At 44.1% G+C, this 12,895-nt stretch carries 10 protein-coding genes; 8 read left to right on the top strand and 2 right to left on the bottom strand.

Annotated elements, in window-relative coordinates; all coding sequences use genetic code 11:
• Nucleotides 1-13: 13 nt before the first annotated feature.
• Both purN and P2W82_RS17650 read right to left on the bottom strand, forming a co-directional pair.
• Nucleotides 14-622: a phosphoribosylglycinamide formyltransferase gene (gene purN, locus P2W82_RS17645; protein ID WP_336517242.1), complete on the bottom strand. Its 609-nt coding sequence runs from the start codon at nt 620-622 to the stop codon at nt 14-16.
• A 43-nt stretch (nt 623-665) separates the two neighbouring features.
• Nucleotides 666-995: a DUF6787 family protein gene (locus tag P2W82_RS17650; protein ID WP_336517243.1), complete on the bottom strand. Its 330-nt coding sequence runs from the start codon at nt 993-995 to the stop codon at nt 666-668.
• Nucleotides 996-1,233: 238 nt separating this feature from the next.
• On the opposite strand from P2W82_RS17650, the gene P2W82_RS17655 reads away from it, so the two are divergent.
• From P2W82_RS17655 to P2W82_RS17690, 8 genes are all read left to right on the top strand, one after another.
• The gene (locus P2W82_RS17655; RefSeq protein ID WP_336517244.1) at nt 1,234-2,490 is read left to right on the top strand and encodes a c-type cytochrome; all 1,257 of its coding nucleotides are present in this window, start codon (nt 1,234-1,236) and stop codon (nt 2,488-2,490) included.
• Between the two features lie 65 nt (nt 2,491-2,555).
• Nucleotides 2,556-5,729, top strand: a complete 3,174-nt coding sequence (locus P2W82_RS17660; RefSeq protein ID WP_336517245.1) for a TAT-variant-translocated molybdopterin oxidoreductase — start codon at nt 2,556-2,558, stop codon at nt 5,727-5,729.
• 86 nt (nt 5,730-5,815) lie between these two features.
• Nucleotides 5,816-7,306, top strand: a complete 1,491-nt coding sequence (gene nrfD / locus P2W82_RS17665; RefSeq protein ID WP_336517246.1) for an NrfD/PsrC family molybdoenzyme membrane anchor subunit — start codon at nt 5,816-5,818, stop codon at nt 7,304-7,306.
• Between the two features lie 41 nt (nt 7,307-7,347).
• Complete coding sequence (locus tag P2W82_RS17670) at nt 7,348-7,932, top strand: DUF3341 domain-containing protein (protein ID WP_336517247.1); 585 nt, start codon at nt 7,348-7,350, stop codon at nt 7,930-7,932.
• 17 nt (nt 7,933-7,949) lie between these two features.
• Nucleotides 7,950-8,639, top strand: a complete 690-nt coding sequence (locus P2W82_RS17675; RefSeq protein ID WP_336517248.1) for a c-type cytochrome — start codon at nt 7,950-7,952, stop codon at nt 8,637-8,639.
• 20 nt (nt 8,640-8,659) lie between these two features.
• Nucleotides 8,660-9,883, top strand: a complete 1,224-nt coding sequence (locus P2W82_RS17680; protein WP_336517249.1) for a quinol:cytochrome C oxidoreductase — start codon at nt 8,660-8,662, stop codon at nt 9,881-9,883.
• A 45-nt stretch (nt 9,884-9,928) separates the two neighbouring features.
• A complete protein-coding gene (locus P2W82_RS17685; protein ID WP_336517250.1) occupies nt 9,929-10,969 on the top strand; it encodes a cytochrome c oxidase subunit II in 1,041 nt (346 codons plus the stop codon).
• Nucleotides 10,970-11,031: 62 nt separating this feature from the next.
• Nucleotides 11,032-12,852, top strand: coding sequence for a cytochrome c oxidase subunit I (locus P2W82_RS17690; RefSeq protein WP_336517251.1), 1,821 nt, complete (start codon nt 11,032-11,034; stop codon nt 12,850-12,852).
• The last annotated feature ends 43 nt before the right edge of the window (nt 12,853-12,895 follow it).

Here is a 12,895-nt window from a genome sequence, read left to right on the forward strand (position 1 = left end):
CCGATCTGACTTTTTAACCTGCTGTTGACATTTTAATAAATTTTTCAATCTGAACAGGATAATGCTGATGCTCTAGGTTATGGATCCTGTTGGCAAGGGACTCAGCGGTGTCGTCCGGCAAAACCGGAATAGAAACCTGGAACAAATGGTCGCCGTGATCATATTGCTCATCCACCAGGTGGATGGTTATCCCGCTTTCTTTTTCTTCTGCATTCAAGACGGCCTCATGTACAAACGCTCCGTACATTCCTTTACCTCCATATTTCGGAAGAAGTGCCGGATGAATGTTGATGATGCGGGAGGGAAAGGCCTGGATCAGACTCACCGGAATTTTCCAAAGAAAACCAGCCAGGATGATAAAATCGATTTTTCTTTCTTTCAAATCTGTTACAAAGCCATCGCCCCGGAAGAAGCGCTCTTTTTCCAGCATCAATGTTTCAATACCTTGATTTTCAGCAATTTGAAGCACGCCGGCTCCCTGCTTGTTGCAAACGATTAGAGATATTGAAATTCCAGGGTTATTTTTGAAATATTGTATGATTTTCAATGCATTAGAACCGGCTCCGGAGGCGAACACTGCTAGTCTTACCGGTTCGTTATCTTTTTTTAAATGCTCATCCATCAGGTTGTAAACAGTATTGCGGTTGAAGATTTCTGTTATATAATTAAAGCGTCGTGGGCTTTTGCGGATTGACTTCGGGTTTGTCCTTTCCAATTCCAAAATACCGGAGGATCTTTTTTTCGTAGTTCCAGAAAAACCTGAACTGACCAAAAAAGAAAGCCACTATCAATATGATAATCTGGTAACCGAAGATCAGAATAAAAAGGCGCAGCAGCAGTTTCCAAAGCCAGAAAGTCTCATCATCAAAACCGACCCATGCTGTAATGCTCCTGGATATCCAGGCGGTTAGTGTACCCGTTACCGCAAACACGCATAATATAAGCACGAGCTGTGATGAACTTACATTCCATTTGCTCATTAATCTTTTGAACATGCTGCAAAGAGAATAAAAAAATTGAAGTTGAACTTGCATTTACGATTTTTAATACAGGACTTGTATACAGGTTACGAATTCGTGACATATCAACACACATTAGAAAATGAAATCGCTGAAACGCAGGCTGGGCGCGGGTTAGAAAAAAATTTTCCCATGTTGATATATTGTTAAAATCCTACCTTATTTTTGCACTCTGTTAGGATTTTGTCCAATTCCACCACAACTCATTGCGATTATGATTTATCATCGATCCATTGTTAGAAGTTTTCTGCCCGGACTATTGTTGTTGATCTCTTTTTCGTTTGCAAATTCGGTTTTGGCTCAGGATGGCAAGGCCCTGTTTCAACAGAAATGTGCGTCTTGTCATGCGCCGGAAAAAGTGCTTATTGGTCCTGCCTTAAAAGGAGCTGATGCTAATTGGGAAGACAGAGCTCAACTGCACAATTGGGTAAGAAACAGTGCTGCTGTTATTAAAAGTGGTTATCCAAGGGCTGTTGCGGTGTTCAATCAGTTTAACAAAATCCAGATGACGGCTTTCCCCGAGCTGTCCGATGCTCAGATCGATGCCATTTTTACTTATGTAAATAATTTTGGCGCGGCAACTACGCCAGGACCTGGTGGACCAGCAGAAGACCCCAACCTGAAAAAAGCATCCGATTCGGACAATACTTTATTATACGGGATCCTGACGATCATCCTTGCTGTTATTGCATTGATTCTCCTGCAGGTAAACAGCAATCTCCGTAAACTTTCAGAAGAAAAAGATGGTCAGACGATACCTGAACCGGTTCCATTCTATCGCAACAAAGCTTATATCGCGACCGCAGCAATCATTTTATTTATGATAGCGGGTTGGCTGATTTTTAAGGGAGCCGAAGGTCTGGGCCGAGAAAAGAACTATCAGCCGAAACAACCGATATTTTATTCTCATACCGTTCACGCGGGCGTGAACCAGATCAGCTGTTTGTATTGCCATGGCAACACTATGGAAGGCAAACAAGCGAATATTCCATCGGTTAATATCTGTATGAACTGTCACATGGGGATCACGGAATATACCAAAGGACCTAAGCTTTACAACGCTGAGGGTAAAGAAATTGACGGTACTGCGGAGATCAAAAAACTTCACGAATATGCTGGTTACGATCCGGCTACTAAAAAATACAACGGCAAGGGAAAACCCATCGAGTGGGTTCGCATCCACAACCTTCCGGATCATGTATATTTCAATCACTCACAACACGTTAACGCAGGCAAAGTACAGTGCCAGACCTGCCATGGAGAAATCCAGAAAATGGGAGAGGTTAAGCAATTTGCCGATCTGAGCATGGGCTGGTGCGTAAACTGTCACAGGGAAACCAAGGTCCAGTTTGCTGATAATAAATTTTACAGCATCTACGAAAAATTCCACGAGGATCTGAAGAATAAAAAGATTGACAGCGTGACTGTTGAAATGATCGGCGGCACCGAGTGCCAGAAATGTCACTATTAATCCTTTGACGGTACTGCACAGTTTTTACCGGTCATCTGAACAACTAACAACCTTACAACTGATATATGGAGCAAAAAAAGTACTGGCAAAATTTTGGTGAACTGCACAACAGTAAAGCCTACCAGGAAAGTCTCGGAAATGAGTTTGAAGAAGAACTGAATGCTCAGGATGCTGATGATAAAGGTATTCTCGACGCTAAATCCCCACGCAGGGATTTCCTGAAATACCTGGGTTTCAGCACGGCAGCTGCAACGCTAGCCGCCAGCTGTGAAATGCCGGTTAAAAAAAGTATTCCTTTCCTCAATAAACCAGAAAACTATATCCCGGGTGTAGCCGATTACTATGCTACCACATTTGTAAATGGTGGTGATGCAATTCCTGTGATTGCAAAAGTCAGGGATGGTCGTCCGATCAAAATTGAGGGTAATGAATTGTCCACGATGACGCGTGGAGGAACCGGAGCAATTGCTCAGGCATCCGTACTGGATCTCTATGATACGGCCCGTTTACGTTTCCCTATGGGCAATGGCAAAGAAGTCACGACCTTCGAAGCCTTTGATAAAATGGTATCAGATGCCTTAGCCGGCACTGGTGGATTACCAGTAGTGTTGCTGACCAGCACCATTACATCTCCTTCCACTAAACAGATTATTGCTGAATTCATTGCCAAATTCCCAGGCAGCCGTCATGTACAATATGATGCACTTTCTGCCAGCGGAATTTTACAGGCAAATGAAACATCCTTCGGAAAGAGAGCGATTCCTTCCTATGATTTCGGTAAAGCAAAAGTGATTGTGAGCCTGGGTGCTGATTTCCTCGGAACATGGTTGAATTCGGTTGAATACGCCAATGGTTATGGCGATGGGCGTAAAATCAACCAGGCCAACCCTGAAATGAGCAAGCACATTCATTTTGAAAGCATACTCAGCCTTACTGGTGCCAATGCTGACGATCGATATGTACATCGCCCATCTGAAGAAGGTGCTGTTGCTCTTGCGTTGTTTGCAAAACTCGGTGGTTCCGTTTCTGCTCCGGCACTGGAAGGCGACAGGTTAAAAAAAGGTATCGACATGGCGGCTGCAGCGTTAAGCGCAGCAGGCGGCCAGGCCCTGGTCGTAAGCGGATCAACCAATCCGGATGTGCAGGTGATTGTAAATGCGATCAATGATAAAATTGGCGCCTACGGAAATACAATCAGCTGGAACAGTACATTGAATACACGACAGGGAAAGGATAGCGATATGGTTCAGCTGGTGGATGATATGAATGGAGGCCGCGTAGGTGCTGTTCTTGTATGCGGTGTTAACCCTGTTTACGACTATTTTGATGGTAAAAAATTCGCCGAGGCTTTCAAGAAAGTAAAACTCACAGTCTCTTTCAACGACCGTGAAGACGAAACTTCTGAGCTCGCTAAATTTATTCTTCCTGATAATCACTACCTGGAAAGCTGGGGAGATGCGGAACCTAAATCAGGTTTCCTGAGTTTCATGCAGCCAACCATTCTGCCATTATTTAAAACACGCCAGTTCCAGACTTCATTATTAAAATGGAGCGGAAATAACACGGACTATGAAGACTACCTGAAAAATTATTGGGTAACCCGTCTGGGTGGACAATCCGCATGGGATAAAGCTTTGCAGGATGGGGTTGTTGAAACAGCCGGTGCTGCTGTAAGTGCTGCATTTAATGCGGCTGCAGTTACTGATGCTGCCGGCAAACTCGCTTCAGTTAAGAAAGGAGGAAAAGCCGAGCTGGTATTGTATCCAAAAGTTTCCATGGGTTCAGGCAGATCTGCGAACAATCCATGGCTCCAGGAAATGCCTGATCCGATTACAAAGGCAACCTGGGACAACTATGCGATAATTTCTTTTGCGATGGCAAAAGAACTGAACATAAAAGTTGATGATAACTACGAGGTTGAAGTAAAAAAACCGGTTATCAAATTGACTGTCGCTGGTAAAGAACCAATCACAATTCCAATCCTGGTGGTACCGGGTGTACATTCCAATGTAATTGGTCTTGCAGTTGGTTACGGACGTAGCGAGAAAACCGGTAGAGCGGCAGCCAATGTAGGAAAGAATGCATATCCCTTAGTTTCTCTTGCCGGCAATAATTTCAGCTACAGTGTGGCTGATGTTGCTTATGAGAAACTTCCGGATTTATATGAAGTAGCCTATACGCAGACACATAACCAATACGAAGGTCGTGTTGAAGTAGTGAGAGAGTACAGCCTCAAAGAATTCAAAGCAAAACCAAAAGTTCTTGCAGAGGTACGTGAGAAACTGGTAGAAGATTATGGTGGCCAGTCAAAAGATTATCGTGAGAACGGAACACTATATCCGAACTATCCTTACCCCGGGGTAAAATGGGGTATGAGTATCGACCTTAACTCCTGTTTTGGTTGCGGTGCATGTACAATTGCGTGCACAGCAGAAAACAACGTTCCTGTTGTAGGTAAACATGAGATCGCCCGTGCACACGAAATGCATTGGCTCAGAATTGACCGTTATTACGCAACATATCGCGACGATTCAGGAAACGACAACCTCGATGACCTGAACGTGGTATTCATGCCGATGCTTTGCCAGCACTGCGATAACGCTCCATGCGAAAATGTATGCCCTGTAAATGCGACTAACCATAGCAGTGAGGGTCTCAACCAGATGACGTATAACCGTTGTATCGGAACCCGCTATTGCGCGAACAACTGTCCTTATAAAGTACGTCGCTTTAACTGGGCTGATTATATGGGTGCTGATAGTTTCCCTGATAACCAGAACGGCAAATTGTCTGATGCAACATTGATGATGAATGACGATCTCAGCCGCATGGTATTGAATCCTGATGTAACTGTAAGATCCAGAGGTGTAATTGAAAAATGTTCATTCTGCGTACAACGTCTGCAGGAAGGCAAGCTGAAAGCAAAAAGAGAAAACAGGGCGATCGAAACAGGTCGTGATAATAAATGGGATGTGAAAACGGCCTGTCAGCAGGCTTGTCCTACAAACGCAATCGTGTTTGGTAATGTGAATGATAAAAACAGCGTGGTTTCAAAAATCAGGAACGAAGAGCAGACCAACAGGTTGTATTATTCACTGGAGCAGCTTCACGTGTTGCCGAGCGTAAGTTACCTGGCAAAAATCAGGAACACGGACAGACAGGTTGGAGTAGTTGCTGGTGAACATCATGCACCTGCAACCGAAGTGACAGGCGGACATGAAGAGCCGGCCAAACATTAAGATGAGGTAGAAGGATAAGAGGTAAGAAATAAGAAGTGAATTGAATTTATGTACGCCCTGAAGGGGCGAAATATAATAGATAACAAATGAGTTTGACTAAGTACGAATCCCAGTTAAGAGAACCATTGGTTGACGGAAAGAAGACTTACCATGACGTAACCGTCGATATCGTGCATACCATCGAAGCCAAACCTACCAGGCTCTGGTATATTGGATTCTATGTGGCCGTCGCGTTATTGTTATTTGGTGTTTTTTCTGTTTACATGGAGGTGGTTTATGGTATCGGTCAGTGGAACGTGAACAGAACCATTGGTTGGGGTTGGGATATCACCAACTTCGTTTGGTGGGTCGGTATCGGTCACGCAGGTACGTTGATTTCCGCGATTCTTTTGCTCTTCCGCCAGGGATGGCGTACTGGTGTAAACCGGGCAGCTGAGGCGATGACGATCTTCGCGGTAATGTGTGCCGGTCAGTTCCCAATCTTCCACATGGGTCGTGTATGGATGGCGTTCTTCACCATGCCTTATCCTAATACGCGCGGTCCTCTCTGGCCGAACTTCAACTCACCATTGATGTGGGACGTATTTGCGATCTCAACTTACTTCACCGTATCTCTTTTGTTCTGGTACTCAGGATTGATTCCGGATCTCGCAACAGTAAGGGACAGGGCTAAAACAAAACTCAGAAAATATTTATACGGCATAGCGGCTTTCGGATGGACGGGTAGTACTAAACACTGGCAACGTCATGAAAGTCTTTCATTGGTACTCGCGGGTTTGTCAACACCACTGGTACTTTCCGTACACACGATAGTATCCTTTGACTTCGCAACATCAGTAGTACCGGGATGGCATACTACCATCTTCCCACCTTACTTCGTTGCTGGTGCGATATTCTCCGGATTTGCGATGGTGCAGACACTGATGCTGATCATGCGTAAGGTGATGGGGCTTCAGGATTATATCACACTCGGTCACATCGAAGCGATGAACAAGGTAATTGTTCTTACCGGTTCGATCGTGGGTTGCGCATATTTAACAGAGTTGTTCATGGCCTGGTACAGCATGGTGCCATATGAGCAGGCCGCATTCTTCAAATTCAGGATTGCTGGTCCTTACGGATGGAGCTACTGGTTGATGATGACCTGTAACGTGATCTCGCCGCAGTTGTTCTGGTTCAGGAAACTGCGCAGGAACATTGCCTTCACTTTTATCATGAGTATCGTTGTGAACATCGGTATGTGGTTTGAGCGTTTCGTGATCATCGTGACTTCATTGTATCGCGATTATCTCCCCTCTTCATGGTCGCCTTATTATCGTCCGACTATTTGGGAAGTAGGGTTTTATCTCGGAACATTCGGTTTATTCTTCACCTGCTTTTTCCTCTTTGCAAAATATTTCCCAGTTATAGCGATCGCTGAAATTAAAGCGGTGCTGAAAACTTCTGGTGAAAGTTATAAAGATGAAATGGCACCGCTCGAAGTGATGAGCACTGAAAAATTTGCACACGAAATGCTGCATCATGATGAGCATCACCGCGAAGGCGATGTACATGTGGTTCACCATGACAAACATTAATTGAATTTAGACTCAGAATAAATAACAGAAAACAAATTCCGATGTCAGTAAAAAAATTCGTGGTTGGCTGTTTTGATGATGAGAAGGTATTGTTCCCTGCGGTAACTAAAGTCCGGAAAGCCGGATACAAACTGCAGGATGTGTACACTCCATTCCCTGTTCACGGTTTGGATAAAGCAATGGGCTTGAGGGATACCAGTCTTCATACGGCAGGTTTTATATTTGGATTGATTGGTACTACTACAGCGGTCACTTTCATGAGCTGGGTATTTACCAAAGACTGGCCGGTGAACATTGGTGGTAAACCGCATTTCGCACTGCCCGCCTGGATCCCTATTACTTTTGAACTGACTGTTCTTTGTGCTGCTGTCGGTATGGTACTGACTTTCTGTTATATCTGCCAACTGGCTCCATTTATCAAGAAACATCATTTCCATCCCCGCGCTACTGATGATCTGTTTGTGATGGTAATAGAATGTACTTCCAAAACGAACGAACATGAGTTGAAGAATTTCCTGGATGCAGCTGGTGCAATTGAATCAAATATTCAGGTGGTTGAAGACGGATGGTGGATCGGAAGGTATGACAGAGATCAGCAGTTATATAAAGAACCAATCGTTGCGTAAAGCATAGAAATAATAAGATGAAAAAATCAGCGATCATATTTTTCTCCCTTTCCGGTTTCTTGCTGGCAGCTATCAGTTGCAGCGAAATAAAACGCAAACCGGGTCGCGTGTATATGCCGGATATGGCGTACAGTCGTGCATACGAAACGTATTCCGAGAGCCCGATATGGAAAGATGGTCAGACCAATCGCCAGCCGGTTGCAGGTACTGTAAAACGTGGTGAGCTGCTCCCCTGGCATTTGGCAGCAGATAAAGTTGGAGATACCGCAAATTATTTTGCTTCCAGATCTGTAGTAAATCCGTTAGGGAAACTTACACTTTCACAGCATAAGGAAGCTGAAAGGTTGTACCTGATCAACTGCGCTATCTGTCATGGCCCTAAGCTGGATGGAAATGGCCCGCTATACAATTCCGGAGATGGACCCTATCCTTCAAAACCGGCTACTTTGCTGGGTGAAGCAAGATATGAGGCGATGCCGGAAGGCCAGATGTTTTATTCTGTTACCTATGGAAAGAACCTGATGGGAAGTTATGCTGCGCAATTAAATACCACACAACGCTGGATGGTAGTTTCATATATCAAGGCTTTACAGACAAAAACAGTTCCTACCAGCGATAATGTTACAGCAGCACCTGCGGCAGCGATTAAAATAGTTGATTCATCTGCTGCGGTGAAAACTGACACTGCAAAAACCAATTCACATTAATTTTTGAAAATCATATTCGGATGATTAAGCAACATTTTGAAGCATCAGCTGGCTATCGCAAATGGACTTTAGGTCTGCTTGCTGTAGGAGGATTGATTCTTGTGCTGGGTTTCATTTTCCTGGGACTGAGTAAAGACGAACACTCCCAAACCAGGTTTTGGGCAGTATTATTACAGAACAGCACCTACTTTTTGTTGGTGGTGAATGCGAGTATGTTTTTCATTTGTGTGACTTGTCTTGCGTTGGGTGGATGGCAGATGGCTTTCAGAAGAGTTCCTGAAGCAATTTCTACTCTTGTTCCGGTTTTTTCTGGTATTGCGCTGGTCATTTTTCTTTATTTGATTTTTGGGCCTAATCATCATATCTATCACTGGACAGATAAAGGCCATATTGAACATGATTCAATTTTGAAAGGAAAAAGTGGTTTTTTAAACCCGTGGTTTTTCCTGATCTGGTCTATCGTCGCAATGGGAATGTGGAGCTGGGCAGGAGCTAAAATGCGCCAGTTGTCAAGTGAAGCTGACGAACGCCCGATGGAAAATGATGAAGCAAAAAATTTTCATCGCAGAAATACAGTTTGGGCTGCCATATTCACAGTAGCTTTCGGTTTGACTGTAGGTTCAACGATCCCATGGTTCTGGTTGATGAGTATCGATGCGCATTGGTATTCTACCATGTATAGCTGGTACACATTCGCGAGCACCTTTGTATCAGGGATGGCCTTGATTGCACTATTCGTGGTTTATCTTAAAAATCGCGATTATCTGGAGTGGGTAAACCAGGAACACCTGCAGGATCTTGGAAAATTCATGTTTGCCTTTACGATTTTCTGGACCTATCTCTGGTATAGCCAATTTATGTTGATATGGTACGCAAATATTCCGGAGGAAACCATCTATTTCAAAGTGCGTATGCATGGTCCCTACCGCGCCATCTTCTTCCTGAATCTAATTCTTAACTTTGTGCTTCCGTTTTTACTGTTGATGACCAGGGGCTCAAAGCGCAATTATACGGTGATGACTTTCCTGGCAATATTGATCGTATTTGGTCACTGGTTGGATTTCTACCAGATGGTAATGCCTGGCGCATTAGGCGAACATTATAGCCTTGGCTGGTTTGAGTTTGGAATTCTGGCTTTATATGCAGGTTTGATCATGCATTTTGTTGGTAAGGCGTTGGCGAAAAAACCATTGGTTTCAGTCAATCATCCATTGCTGAAAGAGAGTATTATTCACCATGCCTGATAGGACGGTAAGCTGACAAAACTTAACTAAAATATTTTTTATCTCATGACAGGCTTTTTTATTCTTGCGATTCTTGCACTGGCTTTCCTGGTGACCTTTCAGATCGCCAAATCCAGCGAGTACGTGTCGGTATTGAAGGGAGAAGAGAAAACTTTTCAGCAGAATAACCGCATAAACGCCTTCCTGTTTATAGTTTTTCTCGTGCTTGGTTTGATCGGAGCATGGTGGTGTAACCATCTTTTCTACGAAAAAACCTTGCTGAGCAAACCATCAGCATCTGATCATGGTGTTCATATTGACACTATGCTTTGGTGGACACTGGCGTTTACCGGCTTTGTGTTTTTTCTTACACAAATCCTTCTTTTCTTTTTTGCATTCAAATACCAATACAGCGCCAAAAGAAAAGCTTACTATTTCGCTCACAGTAATAAACTGGAATTGATCTGGACCGTTGTTCCCGCTATTTTCCTTGTAGTTCTCGTGGGTATGGGATTGTTCTACTGGCTGAAGATTACAGGTGATGCACCAAAAGATGCGCAGATCGTTGAAATCACAGGTAAACAATTCAACTGGATGTTGAGATATCCGGGTAAGGATAATGTTTTGGGAAGAAAAAATTATCGTTTGACAGATGCAGCTGGCGGAAATCCTTTGGGTGTTGACTGGGAGGATGCTGCAAGCCATGATGACCTCGAGGCGACTGAACTGCATCTGGTAGTAAATAAACCTGTGCATCTTGTTATTAATGCTCAGGATGTGATACATGATGTGGGTCTTCCACACTTCAGGATGAAAATGGATGCTGTGCCAGGTATTCCGACAACCATGTGGTTTACACCCACCATCACTACAGCTAAAATGAAAGAGATCACCGGAGATCCTGAGTTTGTATATGAGATTGCCTGCGATCAGATGTGTGGAGCAGGTCATTATACCATGCGCGGAGTTGTAATTGTGGAAACACAGGAAGAATACGATAAATGGCTGGCGACTTTAAAGCCTCAGTATTCGAAAGTGATGGAAGAGAAGAATGCAGCACCAGCCAAGGCAGCCGCTGATACAGTAAAGGTTTCTCAACTGAAATAAAAGGAACCTGACCAGAAAACCACAACCTTTAATTTGTTTTAACGCAGAATAAAATTTGTACCATGAGCAGTGAATCGCCAGTACACGGACATGAAGAGGTAATTTCGAGCCATGTGCATGCAGGGCATGAAGTGCATCACCATCATCATCATGAAGAATCATTTGTCTCTAAATACGTCTTCAGCCAGGATCATAAAATGATCGCAAAACAGTTCCTGATCACAGGTATGATCTGGGCTGTTATCGGAGGTTTGTTTTCAGTGTTGTTCCGTTTACAACTAGGATATCCTGAAATGACATTCCCTATCCTGGAAGATATTTTTGGTAAATGGGCAGCAGGCGGTCGTATCAGTAATGACTTCTATTATTCATTGGTTACCATGCATGGTACCATCCTTGTATTCTTTGTATTGACTGCCGGCCTTAGCGGAACCTTCGCAAACCTGCTTATTCCTCTTCAGATTGGTGCACGTGATATGGCATCTCCGATGTTGAATATGCTGTCTTACTGGTTCTTTTTCCTCGCCAGTATCATTATGTTTTCTTCATTGTTCCTGCAGTCGGGTCCGGCCAGTGGCGGATGGACGATCTATCCTCCATTAAGTGCTCTCGGCCAGGCAACTGAAGGTTCGAAACTGGGTATGGATTTCTGGCTGGTGTCGATGGCGATGTTCATCGTATCATCACTGCTCGGCGGTTTGAACTACATCTCCACAATCCTGAATATGCGTACTAAAGGTATGAGCATGACGAGGATGCCGCTTACTATCTGGGCGATCTTCTTTACTGCAGTACTTGGAGTACTTTCTTTTCCTGTTTTATTATCGGGTGCGATCCTTCTGTTATTTGATCGTAACCTGGGTACCAGCTTTTATCTTTCTGAGATCGTTGTTAAAGGTGAGATTCTTCCAAACGAAGGCGGAAGCCCGATCCTGTTCCAGCACTTGTTCTGGTTCCTCGGTCACCCTGAAGTATATATTATTCTTCTCCCGGCCATGGGTATGGTGTCAGAAGTTCTCAGCGTAAACTCCCGTAAGCCCATCTTCGGTTACCTGGCGATGGTAGGTTCCCTGTTTGCGATTTGTATTCTGGCCTTCCTGGTTTGGGCGCACCACATGTTTGTAACGGGTCTGAATCCGTTCCTTGGAGCGTTCTTCGTGCTGCTGACACTACTGATAGCCGTGCCATCAGCCATCAAAGTGTTCAACTGGCTCACTACATTATGGCGGGGAAATCTCAGGCTTACGCCGGGAATGCTGTTCTCCATTGGTTTTGTAAGTTTGTTCATTTCCGGTGGTCTCACAGGTATTTTCCTTGGTAACTCAACACTGGATATTCATTTGCACGATACCTACTTCGTAGTTGCGCACTTCCATATTGTAATGGGTGTTGCCTCCATGTTTGGAATGTTCGCCGGTGTTTACCACTGGTTCCCGAAAATGTATGGCAGATTCATGAATAATACGCTGGCTTATATCCACTTCTGGGTTACACTGGCAGGTGCATACCTGATCTTCTGGCCAATGCACTACTCAGGTCTGGCAGGTATGCCACGACGTTATACTGATTATTCCAACTGGCATTCATTCAACATGTTCCAGGATATGAGCCGCTTCATCAGTAGCGTGGCAATGGTGGTGTTTGCAGTTCAGCTGCTCTTCATTTTCAATTTCTTCTATTCCATATTTAAAGGAAGAAGAGTTACGTCTACTAATCCATGGGGTGCAAATACGCTCGAATGGACAACACCGGTTAATCCTGGACATGGTAACTGGCCTGGTGAAATTCCTGAAGTACATCGTTGGGCTTATGATTATGGAAAAGATGGACGTGATTTTATTTCGCAGACCGAGCCGGTTGGCGCAGACGAATCGAAACATTAGTATTCATTGAATCTGCTGAAGAGCAGTTCAACATAAAAATAGT

The sequence above is a fragment of the Pollutibacter soli genome, assembly GCA_029269725.1.
GTDB lineage: Bacteria > Bacteroidota > Bacteroidia > Chitinophagales > Chitinophagaceae > Pollutibacter > Pollutibacter soli.

Excerpts from the sequence above, each read along its gene's own strand:
- purN (WP_336517242.1), bottom strand. The coding sequence starts at position 622 with ATGGATGAGCATTTAAAAAAAGATAACGAACCGGTAAGACTAGCAGTG.
- P2W82_RS17650 (WP_336517243.1), bottom strand. The coding sequence starts at position 995 with ATGTTCAAAAGATTAATGAGCAAATGGAATGTAAGTTCATCACAGCTC.
- P2W82_RS17655 (WP_336517244.1), top strand. The coding sequence starts at position 1,234 with ATGATTTATCATCGATCCATTGTTAGAAGTTTTCTGCCCGGACTATTG.
- P2W82_RS17660 (WP_336517245.1), top strand. The coding sequence starts at position 2,556 with ATGGAGCAAAAAAAGTACTGGCAAAATTTTGGTGAACTGCACAACAGT.
- nrfD (WP_336517246.1), top strand. The coding sequence starts at position 5,816 with ATGAGTTTGACTAAGTACGAATCCCAGTTAAGAGAACCATTGGTTGAC.
- P2W82_RS17670 (WP_336517247.1), top strand. The coding sequence starts at position 7,348 with ATGTCAGTAAAAAAATTCGTGGTTGGCTGTTTTGATGATGAGAAGGTA.
- P2W82_RS17675 (WP_336517248.1), top strand. The coding sequence starts at position 7,950 with ATGAAAAAATCAGCGATCATATTTTTCTCCCTTTCCGGTTTCTTGCTG.
- P2W82_RS17680 (WP_336517249.1), top strand. The coding sequence starts at position 8,660 with ATGATTAAGCAACATTTTGAAGCATCAGCTGGCTATCGCAAATGGACT.
- P2W82_RS17685 (WP_336517250.1), top strand. The coding sequence starts at position 9,929 with ATGACAGGCTTTTTTATTCTTGCGATTCTTGCACTGGCTTTCCTGGTG.
- P2W82_RS17690 (WP_336517251.1), top strand. The coding sequence starts at position 11,032 with ATGAGCAGTGAATCGCCAGTACACGGACATGAAGAGGTAATTTCGAGC.